This is a genomic window from Psychrobacter sp. AOP30-A2-5 (genome assembly GCF_052378115.1).
Lineage (GTDB): Bacteria > Pseudomonadota > Gammaproteobacteria > Pseudomonadales > Moraxellaceae > Psychrobacter.
Genome location: NZ_JBQSXK010000021.1, coordinates 1 through 22,780 on the forward strand (window position 1 = coordinate 1; position 22,780 = coordinate 22,780).

Sequence of the window (22,780 nt, forward strand, 5' to 3'; positions counted from 1 at the left end):
CTGAGCACTCAGTATTAATAATTTGTAAAGCCGTTAAAAATACTGCCGCCTTTGTAAATTAAATGTCGAAAATGCAACATGCATAATAAACTTATCAACCATTTATTGAATACCCACTTTGCTTTTCAAAGAGTGGTCAGCCAATCACTCTTGCAGATTTTTCTCCTAATGAAGGTGTGAATATTAGCACTCTCATTACTCGCGTTGATATTATTTCAATATCAGGATATAGCGAGGCTAAGTTAACCAAATCCCTCCAATGAGTAGGGGCTTCTCTGCCTGCTTACAAAGCTATCTGGAGATATGCATATGTCAAATAGCTGGTTTTAAATAAGTCGTCATCTGCGTTTCAATTCTATTGTATTAGCCTATAAACTTGATTATTTTTCCTCACGGTATAAGATGTTTTTTGCTTCTACTCTAAAATCTTCATGACTAATGGCAGGCTCAATGCTAGCTGTATTTAGGTTTACATGTGAGACAGACGCTTCTGGCTCACGATATAAGATATTCTGTGCTTCCTGTCTAAAATCACCATAACTAATAGCAGTCTCGGCTTGAACATGCTTAGCTTCAACATTAGCCTGATTGTGATTATTTTTAACTTTTGCTAGCTGTGAACTATCTGCTGCCGTCTCGTTAATTTGATGAGTAGCTACCGTAACAGGTAGATGAACACTTACCATGGATGTTTGAGGGATTGTTGAAAAAAAACGAGCCGACACAAATATAGTCATTAACAACAAGACGCCCACTATGGCAAACCATTTTACATGACTCAGCAAACTGCCTTTTTCTAGCTTTGCTGTGTCGGTTGCTAATAGAGGCTCGTTATTAGAATTACTGGATAAGCCAACACTTTTATTGATATCATTTTTATTGTCTGAGATAGTCATAATTCAATACCGAGTCAATCCATGTTATGAACGGCCTATCACCGTATCCTTGATCTCAGGATACGGGCTCTCGGGTATGTTGCAATGATTTTTGGTATGAGCGATAGAATTGACTGATAAGCGGCTTGAAAGCACTATTATTGTATGGCTAGTTGCTGATGAGCAATTTGAAAAATGGTAATAAAAATGAGATGAATTGCAGTCTAATAAGCAAAATAGCACAGGTTATCTCGAGGTATTAGGCAGATATTTAACGCTGCTTGGCAAAATTCAGTCCATTTGAATTGATAACACTCCTTAGATTGAATGACTAATCATTGGTCTCACGATACAAGGTACTTTGAGATTCTTCTCTAAAGTCATCATAAGTGATGGCTGCCTCAGCTGCTGGCATGGTCGATGGGGCTTCAGTAGTCTCTACCCCATTAGGATTAGTGTCTGGATTCTCAGTGGAGGATTCATCTGGTTGCGATATCACTGTCGATTTGTCTATCGCGCCTGTATCAGCAGAAGGTTGGTTGTCATCGGTTACTACTGCTTTGCCAGTGCTAACAGCTGGTGCTGCATCTGTCGTTGTTGTTTTCGTCTCTGCACTATCAGGTGCAATCGTTTTCGTTGAGGTCGATAGAACGCCGGTGAAAATTAGTGTTGCTACAATAGTAGCAATCAATAATGAGCCAAATATCATGCCAATAATAAGCGGTTTTTTGCTACTTACTTGCTCTTCCTTTGATTTTGCTAATTGTTTAGCAATGGCACTGTCATTTACAGCGTCGTTATTATTAGATAGTTGTTCGTTTCTAACTTTTTCCGCTGCTAATCTTTCTGAATCTTGACGTTTTAAATCATCAGCATTCGCGCTGTCAGCGATATATAAAGAAGATTTATCGTTACTTGCATCAGAATCTAAATAGTTGTCAGTATTAGCTATCGGTGCATGATTTGTCGAAAAACCTTCGTCTTTATCGTCATCAGAAAAATCTACATTAATACCTGTGCTGACGCTTTCTTGCTCTAAATTAGCAAATAATTCTAGCTCTGTAGCGCTTAATGGCTCATACGATGAAAGATGATTGGTATTTTTTAGTGGTTTTAATGCATTTTCTCTGAAAGTAGCGTTATCCTCATTACTATCGACATTTTCGACACGCGTGATGAAACGCTCGTAGATATTATCTTTACGCATACGCTTACGTGGCTTAGTATTAGCAATTTTGGCTAAATTTGCCTCTAACTGCGCATTAGGGCTATTTTTTTTGTCGCTCATGAAGTAATACCAAACCAGTTTTTACCGCGAAAAAGTAGATAATAGCTAGAATTAAGAATAAAGTTTTTATTGTTTGCTAAATTGTAACACTAACGTTAATAAACAATATAGTAGCTCGCCTCGTTCGCTTCAAGCATAATTTGTCGCTTACTGCTCTTATTCGGATAAAATAATCAAAATAGCCAAAAAAATAAGCCACAAGCAACGGTGACATCATAAACAAGTGAGCATAAAGATATGGATTTAAAACAGCTCAATGCTTTTATTGCTATCGCAGATTCACGGAGCTTTAGTGCCGCAGCGACTAAAACTGGATTGTCACAACCAAGCTTGAGTCGTCTACTTAAACAGCTTGAAACAGATATGGGTGTGGAATTGGTCGATCGCTACCATAGACCGCTACATCTGACTGAAGCTGGTACATTCTTTTACGACAAAATCAGCGCCATATTGACAGAGATTGATACCGTCACCAGCATGACGCAGAGGCTATCTACGCCCAGTAGTATGCTGAATATTGGCTTTGTCCCATCCGTGCTTTATGGATTGCTTCCTGAAATTATTGCCATGCTAAAGCAATCCAGCCCCGATATCGACGTCAATCTCAAAGACATCAGCTCATATCAACAAATAGAGGCGCTCAAATCTGGTGAGATAGACATCGGTTTTGGGCGTTTCCCCCATCAAGATCCATGGATTCAGCAAATACTACTGCGTCATGAGCGTTATGTCGTCGCCTTACCGAAAGCGCATCCTTTGGCGCATGTAAAGGAGCAGCGGTTGATAGACTTAGCAAACAATCGACTGATTCTCTACCATCAAACCCATTTACCGATAGCGACTAGCGTAAGATCAACCAATGCAAAGCTGGATAGTAATACAAAATCCAGACGCACAAGCGCTGAGCAATCCACACTTAGCGCGCCTATTACGGAGCCGTTGCTACACTTATTCGCACAATACGGTATTTCGCCTTTTATGACTACGACGGTGAGTGATTTGCAAGTAGCGCTAGGCTTGGTGGCGGCTGGCGAAGGCATTACCCTTGTGCCTGCTAGCCTAAAGACCGTGCGTACCGACCAAATCAGTTATCAACGTTTAGTACACGAAAACGTCACCTCCCCTATCTATCTGCACACACTCAAAGATTTCGTTCATCCCAGCATTTCTGATTTACTGCGCGCCACCTATCAGGTATATGAGCAGCGCGGCATCACTTATCGGCAGCAAAAATTTGTGTCACAGCCTTAAATTATCAGATATTGAATGGATATTGTGTTATAAAGAACCGCTAAAAAATAATCAGCCTTAATACTTGATATTAGCAACTGATTATGCTAACTAAAAATAATGGCAATGCAAACAAATAGTAATAACAACTAGAATAATCATTCTCCTGACTGGCTTCGGTGTGCTAAAGTCGATACAAGATGAATCGTTTTATATTTAAGCAGTTTATAAAGCGCTTCTCTCATGATCATTGGCAAGCTGACACAGGTAAGTGATAATTTGCCGTTTTAACCATTTAGAGGTATTCATGACCACACAACCACTCAATAACCCACGCACCAACCCAAATGCCACTGACGATACTGCGACCTCGCCGCAAGAAGGCTTTAGCTGGCGTATCTTTGGTCCCGGTATTTTGATGGCAACCGCTGCTATCGGTGGCTCACATTTGATTTCATCGACGCAGGCTGGCGCTATATATGGCTGGCAACTGGCCATTATGATTATTTTAGCCAACGTTTTTAAGTATCCATTTTTTCGCTTTGCAACCGACTACGTCTATGACACTGGCGAGAGTTTGATTGCAGGCTATGCCAAACGCTCAAAAGTATATCTGTGGGTATATTTTATACTCTCTATCCTATCAGCTGTCATTAGTACGGGCGCGGTCTCATTAATAGCAGCGGTGATACTAGGCTTTATGCTACCCGCCTCCCTTGGGCTGTCGACGATGGCGCTGTCATTGATTATCGTGGCGGTTTCTTGGTTCTTTTTGATTGCAGGGCATTATAAATTGCTCGATGGTGTGACTAAGTGGATTATGATTGCTCTGACCACGGCCACTGTTGCTGCGGTCATTATTGCCGCTGGCAAGCCAACGGTTATGGCTGTAGACTTTGTCGCCGCCTCTCCTTGGAATTTAGCAACTTTAGGTTTTATTGTGGCACTCATGGGCTGGATGCCAGCACCGCTTGAGTTTGCCGCCATTACCTCGATGTGGACATCTGCCAAAGTCAAAGCCGATCACACCACCCATCGCCAAGGTTTGTTAGATTTTAACGTCGGTTATGCCGTCTCAGCAATTTTGGCATTGTTCTTCTTATCGTTAGGTGTGTTTGTACAGTATGGCTCAGGACAAGAAATTGAGCTGGTTGGTGGCGCTTATATCAATCAGTTGATCAACATGTATACCGCAACCATCGGTGAATGGTCACGTCTATTGGTCGCTTTCGTCGCCTTTATGTGTATGTTTGGCACGACGATCACCTGTGCAGACGGTTATGGCCGTGCCAACGCTGAGTGCTGGCGTCTAATAAAAGGTGAAAGCGAAATCAACAAAAAGCAAATCGCTTTTTGGACGACCTATGCTATCGGTGGTGGGTTGATGATTATCACTTTCTTTACTGGACAACTAGGGACTATGCTTAAGTTTGCCATGATATCGGCGTTTGTCTCAGCGCCTATCTTTGGCTGGTTAAATTACTCACTGGTTAAAAACCATAAAAAACTGTCTTTTGGCATGAATGCACTCTCTATCGCAGGACTCATCTTCTTAACGGGTTTTGCGCTGTTATTTTTAGCCAATCTTGCTGGACTATTTGGCTAGGTATCAGTTTTAAAAATATCTATTTATATCATAAAAGCCCTTTTAGCTTAGCTATTAGGGCTTTTTGGTAAGCTAAAATCATGAATCGATAAAAATAAGCGCAACCGCTATTGTAAATAAATGTAAATAATGAGCTATACGTGTCTTTGCAAATTCAGCAATATGAATAATAGTTTGAGCAAACTATTACTTTATAGATAATGCTATTTATATAGTGAATAATATTAATTTTAATAAACTATTTGTTTGAATTATCTAAATTACTGTGCTCAAACAATGCTTTTCACTCACTGATTATTGGGTATAATCGAACACAATAACGATAATACTATCTCTCTATGCAAGGACACTCACATGACTTCATCTTCAGCAGGCGCACGCTTTCGCAGTGCTTTGACCCAAAAAAATGATAATAACCAGCCACTACAAATTGCAGGTGCTATCAATGCCTATACTGCAATGATGGCGACCCAAATCGGTCACCAAGCGTTATATCTCTCTGGTGCTGGTGTGGCAAATGCCTCATTTGGTCTTCCTGATTTGGGTATGACTAGCCTTGATAATGTACTAGAAGATGCACGACGTATCACTGACGCAGTTGACACGCCGTTATTAGTAGATATCGACACTGGTTTTGGCGGTGCATTCAACATTGCCCAAACCATTAGAAAAATGGAAAAAGCGGGCGTGGCAGCGGTACATATCGAAGACCAAGTTGCTCAAAAGCGCTGTGGTCATCGCCCAAATAAAGAAATCGTCAGTATTTCAGAAATGGTTGATCGCTTAAAAGCGGCATTGGATGCCAAAACGGACCCTGATTTTGTGGTCATGGCACGTACGGATGCGCTATCGGTCGAAGGGCTTGATGCTGCTGTAGAGCGCGCTGTTGCCTTCCAAGAAGCAGGCGCAGACATGATTTTTGCCGAGGCGTTAACCGATATCGAGATGTATCGTAAATTCACCGATGTACTAGATATTCCAGTACTCGCCAACATGACAGAGTTTGGTCAGACCGACCTTTACACCACGGATCAACTATATAGCGTGGGTGTCGAGATGGTTTTGTACCCACTATCAGCATTCCGTGCGATGAACAAAGCGGCATTAAACGTTTATCAGCATCTATTGACTGATGGCACACAAGAAAAAGTTGTTGATACCATGCAAACCCGCATGGAGCTGTATGATTTCTTAAACTATCATGAGTTTGAGCAGACACTAGACAAGCTATTTGCTAATAGTAAGTAGTTAAGAGTTAGTTATTGGCAACACTGAAAAGATAGCTCACCTTTGAGTGTGTTATCTTTTCGAAATCCGTCTTCATTTATTTTTAGGTTATTTATGCCATTTTTTATTGCTAATACTGCTCTTAAAACGTCACTACTGAGCAGCACGCTTGCGGCGCTATTATTCATGACGGGCTGTGATAAAACACCAGAAACCGCCGACGAGACGACCAGTGGTGCAAGCACTGCTGAAGTTAATGCTACCAAAGATGCTCCTGCACCTGCCACTCAAGATGACTTAGTCATGACGACGATTACGTTAGATACTGTCAACAGCCTACTATTTGCACCGGTTATCAATAGTGGTGCGCTCAGTGCAGAGCAAGTCAGCTGTCTCGAATCACGCGACAAAGACTTGGGTAAAGCCGAAGTCGATAGCTTCTATAAGAGTCAGTTTACCGATGCAGAGTTACAAGAGTTGGATGACTTTTATACGTCAGAGGTAGGGAAAAAGCTGATTACGTTTGGTAATGAGCAACTGCGTGTCATGAATGGTGAAGAGATTGCAACGCCACTGGCTGACCCTACCCCAGAAGAGATGACTGAGATTCAGACATTCATGGAATCACCACTGGGTGTCAAGTACATGAAAATCAATAATGCAGAAGGTGAAGGCAGCGCAATGGAAGTCTTGAACGTTCCTATTGAAACCGAATTCAAGCGTTGTAATGTCGATTTAGATGGTCCACAGCTTGAACAGCCTGCGTAACACTTAACTAACGCTATAGTCAGTCATTAACCAATAAATTTATTATTAGAAACTTAGAAACACCGTTTTTCACCCAAAAAGCTACCCACAAAAGGAATTTCATCATGGCAGCACAAAACCCATCAACAAAAGTATTGTCAGGCGCAGGTCTACGCGGACAAGTCGCTGGCAAGACCGCGCTATCTACCGTCGGTAAGTCAGGATCAGGTCTGACGTATCGCGGTTATGACGTGTCAGAACTGGCAGACAAATGCATCTTTGAAGAGGTGGCCTACTTGCTGCTTTATGGCAACTTACCAAACCAAACTGAGCTTGATGCCTATCAAGCCAAGCTCAAAAGCTTACGTGGCTTACCGCAGTCATTAAAAGACGTGCTTGAACGTATTCCTGCCGAGTCGCATCCAATGGATGTATTACGTACCGGTTGCTCTATGCTGGGTAACTTAGAAACAGAAATGAGCTTTGAAGAAGAAAACGACCAAGCAGATCGCATGCTTGCGGTCTTCCCTTCTATCATCAACTACTGGTATCGTTTTACCCATGACAACGTGCGTATCGAAACCGAAACTGATGATGCGACCATTGGCGGTCACTTCTTACATTTGCTTAAAGGTGAAAAACCAAACGAGCTACACACAAAAGTGATGAACGTGTCTCTTATCTTGTACGCAGAGCATGAGTTCAACGCCTCGACCTTTACCGCACGTGTATGTGCTTCTACGCTATCTGATATCCATTCTTGTATCACTGGCGCAATCGGTTCACTACGCGGTCCTCTGCATGGTGGCGCTAATGAGGCGGCGATGGATATGATTGAAGGCTTTAGCTCAGCTGATGAAGCTGAAACCGAGATGATGGGTATGCTGGCGCGTAAAGACAAAATTATGGGCTTTGGTCATGCCATCTATAGCGAATCAGATCCACGTAACGTCGTTATTAAAGGTTGGGCTGAAAAACTGGCAGCGGATGTTGGTGATGAAGTGCTATACCCAGTATCAGTACGCTGTGAAGAAGTCATGTGGCGCGAGAAAAAATTGTTCTGTAATGCTGACTTTTTCCATGCCTCTGCTTATCACTTCATGGGTATCCCAACCAAGCTGTTCACACCAATCTTTGTTTGCTCACGTCTAACAGGTTGGGCGGCTCACGTATTTGAGCAACGTGCTAATAACCGTATCATTCGCCCAAGTGCGGAATATACCGGTGAAGACTTACGTCCTGTACCTGATATGAGTGCGCGTTAATATTTCTTGTGATTATCGAGTATAAAAGTTTATGTTCGGTAACGGATTTAACGGCTAAATGTATTCACCATTTAGCCGTTAAATATTTTCTTAGTAATCTTACTTTCTGTTTAAGCATATTTTTTTAGCAAAGCCGATTTCTAATACCACTGACGATTTTGCTAAAAGAATGACTCTTTTTTTAAATTTAAACCAGCCAACTGCCAAAGGTGACTCATGGACAACGCCCTAGTACAACCAATGAATGATTCATTCAAAAAGCTATTACCCAGCACAGACTTGTATTACTTTGATACCCGTGAAGCGATCGAAAACATCGAAGCTGGCGCGTATGACAAGCTACCATTCTGCTCAAAAGTATTGTGTGAAAACTTGGTACGCCGTTGCCCACCAGAAGACTTAACGGCTGCGCTTAAGCAGCATATCGAAGGCAAACAAGATTTAGATTTTCCTTGGTACCCTGCCCGCGTCGTTTGTCATGACATCCTAGGTCAGACCGCTTTTGTTGATTTGGCAGGTCTACGTGATGCCATCGCTGAGCAAGGCGGTGACCCATCAAAAGTAAATCCAATTGTACCGACGCAATTGATTGTCGACCATTCACTAGCCGTTGAACATGCCGGCTTTGAGGAAAACGCTTTTGAGAAAAACCGTGCTATCGAAGAGCGCCGTAACGATGATCGCTTTCACTTTATCAACTGGTGCCAGTATGCCTTTGATAATGTCAACGTCGTACCGCCCGGTAACGGCATCATGCACCAAATCAACTTAGAGAAAATGTCGCCAGTCGTCCAAGTCGTCCACAATAAAGCTGGTGAACAAGTTGCCTTTGCTGACACCTTGGTCGGTACCGATAGCCATACGCCTATGGTTGATGCGTTGGGTGTTATCTCCATCGGTGTTGGCGGACTTGAAGCTGAGAGCGTCATGCTAGGCAACCCGTCTTATATGCGCCTACCGGATTACGTTGGGGTTAAATTAACCGGCAAATTGCAAAAAGGCATTACCGGTACGGATTTGGTACTTGCGATGACTGAGTTTTTACGTGATGCAGGTGTGGTTTCTACCTATATCGAATTCTTTGGTGAAGGTGCACGGCAGCTAAGTGTCGGTGATCGTGCCTCTATCTCCAACATGACGCCTGAATATGGTGCAACTGCTGCGATGTTCTATATCGATGAGCAAACCATCGATTACTTACGCCTAACTGGTCGTAGTGAAGATCAGATTAAACTGGTTGAGCAGTATGCCAAGCAAGTGGGTCTATGGGCTGACGGCATGGAAAAAGCCGAATACGCCCGCGTCCTAGAGTTTGACTTGTCCGCTGTTGTCCGTAACATGGCGGGCCCTTCACGCCCGCATGCTCGCGTATCAACCACGGATTTGGTTGCCAAAGGTATCGCTCATGGCGCTGACGAAAAACTGCCTGAACCAAAAGATGGTCTAATGCCAGATGGTGCGGTGATTATCGCGGCTATTACCAGCTGTACCAATACCTCAAACCCACGTAACATGGTTGCTGCAGGCCTTGTCGCTCGTAACGCCAATGCCAAAGGGTTGTTAAGGAAACCTTGGGTTAAATCGTCACTCGCACCCGGCTCAAAAACGGTCAAAATGTACCTAGAAGAAGCCGGCTTGATGCCTGAGCTACAAGAAATTGGCTTTGACGTGGTTGGCTTTGCTTGTACCACTTGTAATGGTATGAGCGGCGCACTTGACCCAGATATCGAAAAAGAAATTATCGATAATGATCTGTTCACCACAGCTGTACTGTCTGGTAACCGTAACTTTGATGGTCGTATCCATCCGTATGCCAAGCAAGCATTTTTAGCATCACCACCATTGGTGATTGCCTATGCTATTGCCGGTAATATCCGTTTTGATATCGAAAAAGACTCATTGGGCAAAGACCAAGACGGCAATGACGTTTATCTAAAAGACATCTGGTTCGATGATGATGAAGTTGATGCCATCGTGGCTAAAGCGGTAAAACCTGAGCAATTTAACGCTGTTTATATTCCGATGTTTGACGAAGCCAAAAAAGACACCGGCAAAGCATTAAGCCCACTCTATGACTGGCGTGAACAGACGACTTATATCCGCCGTCCGCCGTATTGGGAAGGCAAAATGGCAGCGATGAATAAGCTAAAAGGTATGCGCCCGTTAGCGGTGTTAGGTGACAATATCACTACTGACCATTTATCGCCATCTAATGCTATCTTAGGTGACTCAGCTGCTGGCGAGTACCTTGATGCTATGGGTTTACCTAGCGAAGATTATAATTCTTACGCCACCCATCGCGGCGACCACTTAACCGCGCAGCGTGCAACCTTTGCCAATCCTAAGCTATTGAATGAGATGGTACGTGACGAGACAGGTGAAGTTATTCAAGGTTCGCTTGCTAGAGTAGAGCCTGAAGGTCAAGTCATGCGCATGTGGGAAGCCATTGAAACCTACATGAATCGAGAGCAGCCGCTTATCATCATCGCAGGTGATGGCTATGGTCAAGGCTCAAGCCGTGACTGGGCTGCTAAAGGTGTGCGTTTAGCAGGCGTAGAAGTAGTCGTCGCTGAAGATTTTGAGCGTATCCATCGTCAAAACTTGGTCGGTATGGGAGCGCTACCTTTACAGTTTAAAGAAGGTGTCAATCGTAACACCCTAAATATCGATGGTACTGAAGTATTTGATATCGAAGGCGAAGTGTCTGCTGGCGGTGAGATGACATTGGTCATTAACCGCACAGATGGCACTGTCGATAAAGCCTTAGTGAAATGTCGTTTAGATACTGCTGATGAGGTCAAAATGTACAACGCAGGCGGTATGCTCCAGCGCTTTGCCAAAGAGTTTATCGATGGCACGTTAGATATCGTTTAATAGAAACGAATAAACAACAGCGATAGCTGCCGTACACGTGACAAAAGCCAATGTTATATTTATATGGTATTGGCTTTTTTAGTAGTCTCACAATAGATTCTGATACTCTTTAGTCTTATTAGGCTTATATCCATTAAATACATTACTTATAGTACTTTATTTAAATGAATTTTCTTAAAAAAATAAACATTTGTTTTTCTATTTAGTATAATTGTCATTTTTTATCATGAGAAGTGGCATGAAAAACATCAATAGAACTTTTATTATTTTGATTTCTGTATTGAATCTTAGCGGTTGTAGTAGTCTCACTGATTTATCAATGGTAGACGTCTCTATTTCCATTGTCGTTATTGCTATTATTATTGGTTGTTGGGTTTCTAATGTACGTACCGGCCGCGATATGCAAGAATCCGTTGATAGTATTATACAAATTCGACGGGAACAACTTGAAATGGCTAAGTCCGATTTGAGACCTGGCATTGATGAAGGCGACCCAGTTTCGCAGTATCTCTTGGCGCTTAAATTTCATACTGGTGATGGTGTCGGTCAAGACTTAGTAGCAGCGTGTTACTGGTACAGTTTGTCCGCTGAAAGTGGGTTTATTCATGCCGTGACAACTTTAGCCCTTATGTATATAAAAGGATGGGGTACCAAGCAAGATTTGACTAAAGCTGCTAAGCTTTTGTCTATTGCCTCAAAAGAAGGCGATTTGCAGGCACAGAACTTTTTAGCAGCAGCCTATTTAAACGGATGGGGTATTCGAAAAAATGAAGAAAAAGCACGTTATTGGCTGCAACAAGCAGCTGCACAAAGCTCTGAAGAATCTAGTGAGTCTTTAAATATGTTGTCGCCGCAATCTATTGAGTCATTAACAATGGTCATTCAAAACGGTGATGAATATATCGTACTAAAATAATAGGAATAAAAAAATGACCCGACCAACCCCTGCTTTTGCCCCACAACTATCTGTCCCCGCCACCTATATGCGTGGCGGCACCTCAAAAGGTACATTCTTTAAACTATCTGATTTACCAAAGCGTTGCCAAGTTGCTGGCGAGTCGCGCGATAAGTTTCTGCTACGTGTCATCGGTAGCCCTGACCCTTATGGCAAGCAAATAGATGGTTTGGGTAATGGTAGCTCTAGCACCTCAAAAACGGTAATTCTTTCTAATTCAAATAAAACAGATCACGATGTGAACTATCTGTTTGGACAGGTCAATATCGCCAAGCCAATGATTGATTGGGCGGGTAACTGTGGCAATTTGACCGCCGCCGTTGGCGCTTGCGCGATTAATATGGGTTTGGTCGATGCCGATAAAGTGGCTAATAGTATTAATGACAGTACGGATAACGGCATTTGCGAAGTACGTATTTGGCAAGAAAATATCAGTAAAACCATCATTGCTCATGTGCCTGTTTACATGGATGCACAAGGCAAAGTGCAAGTACAAGAAACCGGCGATTTTGAATTAGACGGTGTAACCTTCCCAGCGGCTGAAGTCAAAATTGAGTTTATCGATCCTGTTGATGCTACCAGCGATATGTTCCCTACTGGTAACTTGGTCGATGATTTTGATGTCTCTGGCTGTGGTCTAAATACTGATAGCGTCAAGGCAACTTTTATTAGTGCTGGTATCCCAACCATCTTTATGAAAGCAGAAGATTTGGGCTTTACCGGTACTGAGCTACAAGGCGACATCAATAGTAATAGCGAGCTACTTGCCAAGCTTGAGAAAATCCGTGCCAAAGGCGGCGTTGCGATGGGGCTGTTTAAAGACGTCAGTGAAGCGCAAACCAGTCAACATATTCCTAAAATCGCTTGGGTTGCTTCTACGCAAAGTTATACTGCGTCGAGCGGTAAATTTGTCGAGGCGGCAGATATTGATTTAGTCGTTCGTGCTATGAGTATGGGTCAATTACATCATGCGATGATGGGCACAACAGCGGTTGCAATAGCAGCGGCAGCAACGACACAGGGTACATTGGTCAATGAAGCGGCAGGTGGACATGAACTGAACGAAGTGCGTTTTGGTCATCCATCAGGTACATTACTCGTTGGCGGTAAGACTGAACTGGTTGATGGACGCTGGCAGGCTAAAAAAGTATCAATGAGCCGCTCGGCAAGGCGTATCATGGGTGGTGAAGTCTTTGTACCAGCGGATGCGTTTTAGTTAAGGGAACTTAAGTGGCTTACGATCTTACAGAAAAACTAGTTATCGGTATTTCATCAAGCGCATTATTTGATCTTAAAGAATCAGATAGTATATTCAGGACAGAAGGCGAGCAAGCCTATAGAGAATATCAGAGAAAGCATCAAGATGATGCTCTTAATACTGGGGTCGCCTACCCTTTTATCAGGAGACTATTGAAGCTAAATGAGCTGCTTAAAGATCCGTTAGTAGAAGTTATTTTATTATCACGCAATGATCCTGACACCGGCCTCAGGGTTATTAACTCAATTGAACATTATAATCTTTCTATTACTCGTGCGGTTTTTTTGCAAGGTCGATCAGCACACGAATATATTCCAGCCTTTGATATTGAATTATTTTTATCTGCTAATGAGGGAGACGTTAAACAAGCAATAGAGGCAGGTTACCCAGCAGGTCAGATTTTACATGGAGATATTTCTGATAATATTGAAGATACGCAATTGAGAATAGCATTCGATTTTGATGGCGTGATAATCGACGATGAATCTGAAAGTGTTTATAAAGAAAATAAAAACCTTGATGAGTTTCACCTCCATGAGTCTACTAAGGTTGATATAGCTCATAATCCAGGACCACTAAAGAATTTTATTGACCGTATTTCTCATATTCAAAAACTTGAAAATGATTATAAGCTTGAAAACCCTAATTATGAACCAATGGTAAGAGTCTCTATCGTCACTGCAAGAAACGCACCTTCACATAAACGTGCAATTAACACAATGCGTGAATGGGGTATTCTTGCAAATGAAGCTTTTTTTATGGGCGGAGTAGACAAATCAAAGGTTCTTGAGATATTAAAGCCTCATATCTTTTTTGACGATCAGATGACACATTTGAAATCATCTGGTGTATTGCCATCAGTTCATATTCCTTTTGGAATCGCTAATAAAGTAGTACATAATGAAAGCTAATTACTAATATTCATAAAAATACATGCCAATATCTCCCCAGCCACGCCATGTGCCGTTAGATAAAAAGCCGCCGCTCAAAAAAACTGAGCGGCGAGCTTTGTTGTGGGATATCCTCAAAAAGCTTGCAGTCTTTGCCGCGCCATATAAAGTATTAATTATTGCCACTTTGATATTGACCGTACTGGGTTCGTTTACAGCGCAAGTTAATGCCTTTGTGCTGCGCTATGCCGTTGATACCTTGACCGAAATCGCTACCCTCGCTGAGCCTTGGGAAGCTGGCGTGCGCATGCTGACCATTATCAGTGCGGTACTCTTAACCAAAGAGATATTATCGATATTCATCTCGTTTGGGCAACGCTTCTTCGGCGAAAAGATTCGTATCAATTTATCACGTGATTTATCGCAAAAAATCATTGAGCGCATCCTCACCTATCGGATGGCATTTTATACCAGTAGCGAAAACGACAGCGGTAAGTTGCAAACGCGTATTGATTACGGGGTCAGCAGTTTAACCAGTTTAGTGCAAAACTTCTTTATCGATATGCTGCCATTGTTTGCCAGTGCGATCGTCTCACTCATCATTATGTTTTCGACCAATTTTTGGATAGGCTTGGTCGGTCTTATTATCATTCCCATTTACTTTTTCATCAGCCAAAAACAAGCGCGGCGTCTACAAGGATTCCGTCGGCAGATGCGCGGCTATAGAGAAGCCAAAAGTGGCTTGGTTATCTCCTTGATCAACTCCATCAGCGTGGTGAAATCCTTTGTTCGTGAGTCGATAGAAGCGGAAAAGCATTTAACCATTCAAAAAGACATGACTGACAATCAGCTGCGCATTCGCAGTATTGGTTTTATTTATGATGCGATAAAAACTTTTATTGAGCAAATTGGCGTGGTGGTAATCATTCTGCTGACATCCTACTTTGTTTTAAAAGGCGAGATGACCATCGGTATGATTTTATTCCATGTCATGCTATTTCAAAACGTCGCCGCCCCTATCCGCCAATTGCATCGTATTTATGATCAGATTAATAACGCCCTGACTTACGCTGAAGGCTTCTTTGATATATTAGAAGATGAAAGCCAAGTTGAAGATATCACGGGCAGAAGTAGTAAAAATTTAAAAGGTCATATTGAGCTGAAAAACGTCGATTTCACATATCCTAATGGCACGCAAGCGCTAAAAGATGTCAGCTTTACTATCAAGCCCAATCGTATTACTGCGCTGGTGGGTTTAAGCGGTGCTGGCAAGAGTACGATTATTAGCTTATTAGTAAAGTTTTATGCGCCAGATAGCGGCACTATATGGCTAGACGGACATAATTTAGCCGACTGCGATACTCATGAATTGCGTCAAAATATCGGTTTAGTACTACAAAGCAATCATATATTTTCGGGGACGATTAGCGAAAATATCCGCTATGGCGATATGAATGCGACTGATGAAGATATTATCATTGCAGCAAAAAAAGCCTCCATTCATGAGCAAATTATTAATTTAGCAGAAGGCTATGAGAGTACAGCAAAGTCATTGTCTGGTGGTCAACAGCAACGTATCGCGCTGGCACGGATGTTTTTAAAAGATCCACCCATTGTGTTTTTGGATGAGCCAACCGCTAGCCTCGATGCCATCGCCAGCCAACAAGTGAAGAAGAGCCTAGATCTCATCAAAAAAGATCGTACCGTGATTATGGTCTCGCATAATATTGCCCAAATTATCGATGCGGATGACTTGGTCGTGATAGAAGATGGTCGCGTGGTTGAAACCGGTACGCATGAAGCGCTATACGAGAAACACGGCAAGTATTTTGAGATATTCAATGCCATGTCGGATAGCTTAAATTTGGATAAAATCAGCCAGACTCTAAATGGTTAGGAATGGTTAATGTGTGCCTAAATCGTTATAATGCCAATCTTTTACCGCCTATTTCCAGAAGCTAGCCCACTATGACTTGTGAATTTTCTATCAAAACCTTTGATGAGCTGACCTCAGTTGATCTCTATCATATTTTAAAAGCCCGATCACAAGTGTTTGTGGTTGAGCAAAACTGCGCCTATCAAGATATGGATGAGGTGGACTTTGATTGCCTCCATCTTATCGCGCATCAAAACGAGGCGTTGGTAGGCTACTGCCGTATCATTCCGCCTGAATTTAATAAATTAAAATCCAATCTATCGGTCGCTGACCCTACGATTAAGACCAATCATACTGCTATGCCTGCCATCGGTAGAGTGCTGGTATTATCAGAGCACAGAGGTGACGGTATAGCACGGCAGATGATGATTCATGCCATTGCGCACTGCCGTAAAAAATATGGTAAAAAGCGCCCGATTATACTCTCTGCACAAGCCTACTTACTCAGCTTCTATGAGTCCTTGGGGTTTGTCCCTGAAGGCGATCATTATCTCGAAGACAACATAGAACATGTGAAAATGGTTCTATACGTTGCCAAGAAAAACAAAGTACAAAAAGAGCGTACTGAGTCTGCCTCCACAACGAACAAAGTCTTAAGTTTTCTGCTGTTTATCATGGCGGCTTTATTTGTGTTAGGTCTGCTATATTTGATGATTTAAGCGCGCCGCAAGGTTTTAATTTTTAACATAATTCAGTTTGGTTGTTTCATATTGAGTATGCTACTTTTAAATGATGGCTAATTTAAAAAGGTGACCGAGATAATAGGTCAAGGAAGTAGCATACTCAAGGAAGAGGAGACAACCATGTCAAATGATAATTCAGATACAACACATTCAAATAAAAATGATGCAACGGTAGAAAGCAATGTCCGTCCAGAATATGACATTGAGATTCGAAAGATTGCTGATTATGTGCTTAATTATTCGATAGATAACGACTCCCCCAATAGCGCAGATGCTTGGAATACTGCGCGTCATTGCTTGATGGATACGCTTGGTTGTGGTCTACTTGCGCTACGTTTCCCTGAATGTACTAAGCATCTGGGTCCTGATTGTGCCGATCAGCTCACACCTAATGGCGCGCGCGTTCCGGGTACAACCCACAGCCTAGATCCTATCAAAGCCGCCTTTGATATCGGCTGTATGGTGCGCTGGCTCGATTATAATGACACGTGGCTGGCTGCTGAATGGGGACACCCTTCGGACAATTTAGGCGGTATCCTAGCAGTCGCCGATTATATCAGCCAACAAAGTGTCAGTCGCAATCATCCGCCATTAACCATGCGTGAGGTGCTTGAGGCTATGATTATGGCGCATGAGATTCAGGGGGTAATTGCACTGGAAAACTCATTCAACCGTGTGGGTCTTGATCATGTGTTTTTAGTTAAATTGGCCTCTACTGCTGTGGTCGCCAAGCTCTATAAATTGCCACGTGAGCGTATCATGGCTGCCATCTCGCAGGCGATCGTCGATGGTCAGGCGTTGCGTACCTATCGTCATGCACCCAATGCCGGTAGCCGTAAATCTTGGGCGGCAGGCGACGCTACCAGTCGTGCGGTACGCTTGGTTGACATTACCCGTCGCGGTGAAATGGGTATCCCTGGGGCACTCTCTGCACCGCAATGGGGGTTTTATGATGTATTGTTTAGCCATACCAATAAAGACTTAGCCCTTAAACCTGCAAACGAGCGCCGTTTTACTTTCCAGCGTGAGTTTGGCAGTTACGTGATGGAAAACATCTTATTTAAGTTAAGCTTTCCTGCCGAGTTCCATGCGCAGACTGCTTGTGAGGCCGCTGTTATTCTACATCCACGCATTGATGATAGAATCGACGATATTGAAAAAATTGTCCTGACCACTCATGAATCCGCGATTAGAATTATCTCTAAAGAAGGCACATTGGCCAACCCTGCTGATCGCGATCATTGTTTGCAATATATGGTCGCGGTGCCTTTGCTCACTGGCGATTTAATGGCAGAAAACTACGAAGACGATTATCATGCACAGCACCATGTCTTAATTGATGGTCTACGCCGCAAAATGATCGTAGAAGAAGATGCGGGTTATTCAAAAGATTACCATGACCCAAGCAAGCGCTCGATTGCCAATGCTATTCAAATATTTTTTAAAGATGGTAGCAGTACCGACAAGGTTGTGGTCGAATACCCTATCGGACATAAGCGCCGCCGCAAAGAAGGTATTCCTGTATTAGAAGCCAAGTTTCGTGCCAGTTTGGCAACGCGATTTATCGACAGTCGCTGTCAGGATATTTTGGCGCTTTGTAGCGATCAAACACGCTTAGAGCACACACCTGTACATGAGTTTATGGACTTGTTTATGGCGAATTAAGCATGTGCCTATCTAAAAACAACCCTTATCTTCTCAATAACATAGGGCGTGTCGTTGTCGTTAATATAATGACAACGACACGCCTTTTTTCTCCATTAATAGCTAGCTTCTAAAAACTACCAAGGTATGGATTCCCCTGCCCAGTCAACAAAGCTTCCTGATTGCAACGCTGTCATACGGTTAAGCACTTCTAATAAGCATTCCGCACTGTAGGCTGGCGAGAACAACTGACCTTCGGCCACATTACCTTGAAAAGGGGCTGATAGTTGCGTATTTACCGTTCCTGGTTGCATGACAACCACGCACACGTCTTTAAGCGAGCGACTCCATTCAATACTCAGATTTTTCATGCCCATATTGAGTGCCGCTTTACTCATACGATAGCTATACCATCCGCCCAGCTGGTTGTCACTGATACTGCCAACGCGCGCGGAGATCGTCGCAAATATTGCGGGCTTGTCATTACTACGCGCAGATTTGGCTAATAGTGGCCTAAAATGCTTGGCAATAAGCAAGCTGGCTAAGGCATTCACTTGCATATTTTGTAAAAAGAAATCAGTCTCAACCTGACGCAACGCTTTTTCTGGCTGCTGCGTCGCCGTATGTAATAACCCTGCACAATTGATAATCCAATCAATATGAGTGGTTTGCTGCTGAATAACCTCGGCTGCTCGTTGGATACTCTGTTCGTCGCAGAGGTTCATGGATATCCAATGCAGATTGTCAGCCTCAAAATCAGGTACATTGCGATGATAAGTCGCAAAAACATGAATACCCTGTTTTCCACCATTATCGGTATTCGCATTCTCATCCTTATTGTCACTGGCAGTGCCATCTACTAGTTGCTTAATCATCGCTCTACCAATGCCGCCTGTACCACCAACGATTAGATATGTTCTGTTATTCATGATGATTCCTTTTTTGGATTCTCTTTAACAGCGTTTTTTACCCTCTGTTTTTTCACACTATTGTTATTATCATTTTGTTCATTATTCATTTTGGCTGATTTTTATTGTCTTTACCATGATAAAAATGCTTAATAAATGTTCATTTTTTAACATTTGGCGAAGGCGTGTCCTCATATATACGCTACAATAATCAAGAATTATCTCCTACATAAACGCCTTTATATGGATGTTATCGCATTATGCTATCACCCCAAGATCAATTGACTGAGTTGGTACGCACGCTTGAGACGCAGCAACATGTCTTTGCCACTGATCCGCTACTTATCACGGAAAAGCTACAAGGTGAGGATGGCAAACCCATTCAAAAATTGCAACGCCGAGCCTCACGTATCGATAGTAACGGTGCGCTGACACGAGTATTGGGCAAAATTGACGGGCGTATTAAAGGCATCATGGTGGTCATGAGCGTGGTGTGGTGTCTCTCGGGATTTTTGGGATTATTCACCTTACTACAGACCAATGTGGTGAATTTCTTTTATGTATTGGTTTGCTTGCTGGGTTTCCATACCATTATGCTGTTAGGCTGGCTTGTGATGACCCTGATTAATCAAGGCAAGCCGTCTTCGAATTGGTTTGCCAATTTTGTCAGTCCCAGTTATCTGATACGTGGCAAGGATGATGTTACCAAGGCTGCAGTCGACTTGTACGAGCGCCAATTACAGCATAGTGGGATGCGCTGGTATTTGGGGCGCTTTAGTCATCAGTTATGGCTGGCAACGTTGACAGGCATGCTGGTGGCGATTATTTTCCTGTTGATTGTGCGTCAGTATAGCTTTAGCTGGGAGTCGACTTTACTATCCGATCAAGCGCTAATTACTTTGACACAGGTACTTGGCTGGTTACCAAGTATGGTGGGATTCGATGTGCCAAATAGCAACGCTATTGTACAGAGTCGCTTGGTGACTGATGCGATGCCATTGACTGTTGCGCGGCAATGGGCAGGCTTATTGGTTGGTAGTTTGCTGATGTACGGTATTGTACCAAGAGCGATTGCTTGGGCGTTTTGTGCATTGATGTTCCGTCGTAAAAAGATGCGTTTGGACATCAAGCAGCCCTATTATCAAAAGATTTTAAACTTTTGGCAACGTCAGGTGGTAGATGCTGATGACTTTAATGAAGTGCCCGTTCCTATTGCCCCAAAAGCAGCTGTTAGCGCTGGCAAGAAACTGGTTGCTTTGCTTGAGTATCCAGCAGAGCAGGATAACTGGTGGCTTGCAGGTCTGGATGCCAATATTAATAATAGCGAGATAGAGAATTTCGGTATCGTTGATGATCGTGACGATATGGCACGTTTGAAGACGTATTTAGACAGTCACCCAGTGCAGGTCTTACTTGGCATTCATCATAAAGCCTTACCTGACCGTGGTACGCTACGCAAACTTGATCAAATCGCCCGCCATGCAAAAGATGGGCTCATTGTGCAGCTGCTGAGTGATTCAAGCGCTTTAGAGTTAACCAAGCAGGTTGCAGACCATCAAGATATTCGTTATCAGCAGTGGCAAACCGCACTCTCTGCCCGCAACATTGGTCTAGTGAATACTTGATTGACTAGCCAAACTGGGATTATCAGTTACTTAAGACAGATGGTCAGTAGTAATACCGAAATAGCACACAATTTGTTCTACAATAAAAGCCAATGTATGTTTTGATCATTAATAAATATAAGACGATATTATGAATAATGATAATAAAAAAGATAATTATGAACACAATAAGCCTGCTGGTCTCTTTGCAGATAAGGCTTATGAGGCAACCCCTAATAACGCAAACAGCACTTTAAAATCAGCTGTAACTGAGTCAGTGGAAACTCAAGACAATCAATCTTTATCAACAACGACAAGTATGACAAGGAAAACCATCGCCAGTGGTGAACCGCTAAAATTGGCCGTCGTTGGTCATACCAATACGGGCAAGACATCCATACTGCGTACACTATTGCGTGACGTCTATTTTGGTGAAGTCAAAAACGAAGCCGCAACTACCCGTCATGTAGAGCAAGCCAAATTAACAGACAACCAAACGGGCGAAGTGTTGGTGGTATTGTATGACACACCGGGTTTAGAAGATGCGTCAGGATTGATGGATTGGTTAGAGGACAATACCGCCAGTCGGCGTGATGGCATTGAGCGTTTGCAACAGTTTTTGGCAGCAGACATTGCCCAAGGTGGTGATGCGCTAAATATAAATAGCAATGAGGACTATAGCCAAGAGGCCAAAGTGATTCGGCAGCTGCTGGCAAGTGATATGGTCATTTATGTCGTCGATGCACGTGAGCCGGTACTCGGTAAATATAAAGACGAGTTAGCTATTTTATCTTGGGCAGCGATTCCTGTGATGCCAGTATTTAATTTCACTGACGCTCAGGATGCCAATATAGATGAGTGGCAGACCATGCTGGCAAGACGTAATTTACATATCTCAACGCGCTTTGATTCTGTTGCCTTTGAATTTAACGATGAAATGCGTCTATGGCAAAATTTAGCCACCATGCTCACCCACTCAGAGATGCTTGAGCAATTAATGGCGCGCCGCACTGAAGACTGGGCACAGCTAAATGACGAGGCCAACATTATCATTGCTGATTTTTTAATCAATGTTGCTGCTTTTGTTCGTGAGATTAGTGAAGATGATGACCCAATGCCAGTATTACAGCAAATGCAAGAAGCGGTCAGACAGAGCGAACGGGCGATGCAGAACAACTTGCTCAATTTATATAAATTTTATGACAATGACGTAGCTGCAACGCCGCTTGAGCTAAAAGCCTATCAACAAGATCCGTTTGACCCTGAACTGCTAAAAAGCTATGGCATACGCACCACTTCTGGAGCAGCAGCTGGTGCACTATTAGGCTTAGGGATTGATGCGGCCGCTCTTGGTACAACCTTGGGGTTGGGTGCTGCCATTGGTGGTATCGCAGGTGGGCTGTTATCTAATACCAGTAGTATTGCCGATAGAATCACTGGGGTAAAACGTTTGTATATCGACCCTGCTACCCTAACCTTGCTGGCCACTCGAGCCATAGATTTATTGACAGCATTGCGCCATCGTGGTCATGCTGCAACTGATGCCACGCAATTGCTGTATAAAGGTGAGAAATCCAGTATTGAACAGTCGTTAGATGACGAAAGCGCCACTGTCACACCATGGCCGACACATAAATTGCCCAGTGAGCTAAAAAAAGCTCGTGGTAAACCGCAATGGTCATCGTTCAGTAGTGGTAAGTCTGAACAAGCGCAGCTATTACGCGCAGATATGGCATGGTCGCTTTCAGGTAAGTTGCAGTCACGTAATCGTGAGTAGCCTTGCTTGTTAT

General features: G+C 43.0%; 17 protein-coding genes. 14 read left to right on the top strand and 3 right to left on the bottom strand.

Annotation, left to right across the window (positions count from 1 at the left end; all coding sequences use genetic code 11):
* Nucleotides 1–380: 380 nt before the first annotated feature.
* Together ACT3S4_RS12210 and ACT3S4_RS12215 are read right to left on the bottom strand one after the other, a co-directional pair.
* Complete coding sequence (locus ACT3S4_RS12210; RefSeq protein WP_443518198.1) at nucleotides 381–896, bottom strand: hypothetical protein; 516 nt, start codon at nucleotides 894–896, stop codon at nucleotides 381–383.
* 310 nt (nucleotides 897–1,206) lie between these two features.
* Complete coding sequence (locus ACT3S4_RS12215; protein ID WP_443518196.1) at nucleotides 1,207–2,163, bottom strand: hypothetical protein; 957 nt, start codon at nucleotides 2,161–2,163, stop codon at nucleotides 1,207–1,209.
* Nucleotides 2,164–2,400: 237 nt separating this feature from the next.
* Here ACT3S4_RS12215 and ACT3S4_RS12220 point away from each other — a divergent pair, with 237 nt between their 5' ends.
* The 12 genes from ACT3S4_RS12220 (at nucleotide 2,401) to ACT3S4_RS12275 (ending at nucleotide 18,499) form a co-directional block, all read left to right on the top strand.
* Entirely contained in the window at nucleotides 2,401–3,414 is a 1,014-nt protein-coding gene (locus ACT3S4_RS12220) for a LysR family transcriptional regulator (protein WP_444761146.1), read from the top strand.
* Between the two features lie 286 nt (nucleotides 3,415–3,700).
* Nucleotides 3,701–4,999, top strand: a complete 1,299-nt coding sequence (locus tag ACT3S4_RS12225) for an NRAMP family divalent metal transporter (RefSeq protein ID WP_444761147.1) — start codon at nucleotides 3,701–3,703, stop codon at nucleotides 4,997–4,999.
* Nucleotides 5,000–5,353: 354 nt separating this feature from the next.
* On the top strand, nucleotides 5,354–6,247 hold the full coding sequence (prpB, locus tag ACT3S4_RS12230) for a methylisocitrate lyase (RefSeq protein WP_444761148.1): 894 nt from the start codon (nucleotides 5,354–5,356) through the stop codon (nucleotides 6,245–6,247).
* Between the two features lie 93 nt (nucleotides 6,248–6,340).
* Complete coding sequence (locus ACT3S4_RS12235) at nucleotides 6,341–6,994, top strand: DUF2059 domain-containing protein (protein ID WP_444761149.1); 654 nt, start codon at nucleotides 6,341–6,343, stop codon at nucleotides 6,992–6,994.
* A 104-nt stretch (nucleotides 6,995–7,098) separates the two neighbouring features.
* Nucleotides 7,099–8,238 carry a bifunctional 2-methylcitrate synthase/citrate synthase gene (prpC, locus tag ACT3S4_RS12240; RefSeq protein WP_443518191.1) on the top strand — a complete coding sequence of 380 codons (1,140 nt, stop codon included), beginning with the start codon at nucleotides 7,099–7,101 and terminating at the stop codon, nucleotides 8,236–8,238.
* Between the two features lie 240 nt (nucleotides 8,239–8,478).
* Nucleotides 8,479–11,112, top strand: a complete 2,634-nt coding sequence (gene acnD, locus ACT3S4_RS12245) for a Fe/S-dependent 2-methylisocitrate dehydratase AcnD (RefSeq protein ID WP_443518227.1) — start codon at nucleotides 8,479–8,481, stop codon at nucleotides 11,110–11,112.
* 238 nt (nucleotides 11,113–11,350) lie between these two features.
* Nucleotides 11,351–12,028: a tetratricopeptide repeat protein gene (locus tag ACT3S4_RS12250; protein WP_444761150.1), complete on the top strand. Its 678-nt coding sequence runs from the start codon at nucleotides 11,351–11,353 to the stop codon at nucleotides 12,026–12,028.
* 13 nt (nucleotides 12,029–12,041) lie between these two features.
* Nucleotides 12,042–13,283: a 2-methylaconitate cis-trans isomerase PrpF gene (prpF, locus tag ACT3S4_RS12255; protein WP_109589753.1), complete on the top strand. Its 1,242-nt coding sequence runs from the start codon at nucleotides 12,042–12,044 to the stop codon at nucleotides 13,281–13,283.
* Between the two features lie 14 nt (nucleotides 13,284–13,297).
* Nucleotides 13,298–14,236: a 5'-nucleotidase gene (locus tag ACT3S4_RS12260; protein WP_109589751.1), complete on the top strand. Its 939-nt coding sequence runs from the start codon at nucleotides 13,298–13,300 to the stop codon at nucleotides 14,234–14,236.
* A 22-nt stretch (nucleotides 14,237–14,258) separates the two neighbouring features.
* Nucleotides 14,259–16,112, top strand: a complete 1,854-nt coding sequence (locus ACT3S4_RS12265) for an ABC transporter ATP-binding protein (protein ID WP_443518188.1) — start codon at nucleotides 14,259–14,261, stop codon at nucleotides 16,110–16,112.
* Nucleotides 16,113–16,183: 71 nt separating this feature from the next.
* Entirely contained in the window at nucleotides 16,184–16,810 is a 627-nt protein-coding gene (locus ACT3S4_RS12270) for a GNAT family N-acetyltransferase (protein ID WP_087815402.1), read from the top strand.
* Nucleotides 16,811–16,954: 144 nt separating this feature from the next.
* The gene (locus ACT3S4_RS12275; RefSeq protein WP_444761151.1) at nucleotides 16,955–18,499 is read left to right on the top strand and encodes a bifunctional 2-methylcitrate dehydratase/aconitate hydratase; all 1,545 of its coding nucleotides are present in this window, start codon (nucleotides 16,955–16,957) and stop codon (nucleotides 18,497–18,499) included.
* 116 nt (nucleotides 18,500–18,615) lie between these two features.
* Here the strand turns inward: ACT3S4_RS12275 and ACT3S4_RS12280 are convergent, their stop codons facing one another.
* Nucleotides 18,616–19,407 (bottom strand): SDR family oxidoreductase, encoded by a 792-nt coding sequence (locus tag ACT3S4_RS12280; RefSeq protein WP_444761152.1) that lies wholly within the window; start codon nucleotides 19,405–19,407, stop codon nucleotides 18,616–18,618.
* 239 nt (nucleotides 19,408–19,646) lie between these two features.
* Between ACT3S4_RS12280 and ACT3S4_RS12285 the strand changes: the two genes are divergently transcribed.
* Together ACT3S4_RS12285 and ACT3S4_RS12290 are read left to right on the top strand one after the other, a co-directional pair.
* Nucleotides 19,647–21,011 (top strand): DUF2868 domain-containing protein, encoded by a 1,365-nt coding sequence (locus ACT3S4_RS12285; RefSeq protein WP_444761153.1) that lies wholly within the window; start codon nucleotides 19,647–19,649, stop codon nucleotides 21,009–21,011.
* A 130-nt stretch (nucleotides 21,012–21,141) separates the two neighbouring features.
* Nucleotides 21,142–22,767, top strand: a complete 1,626-nt coding sequence (locus tag ACT3S4_RS12290) for a DUF3482 domain-containing protein (protein ID WP_201560944.1) — start codon at nucleotides 21,142–21,144, stop codon at nucleotides 22,765–22,767.
* Nucleotides 22,768–22,780 lie beyond the last annotated feature (13 nt).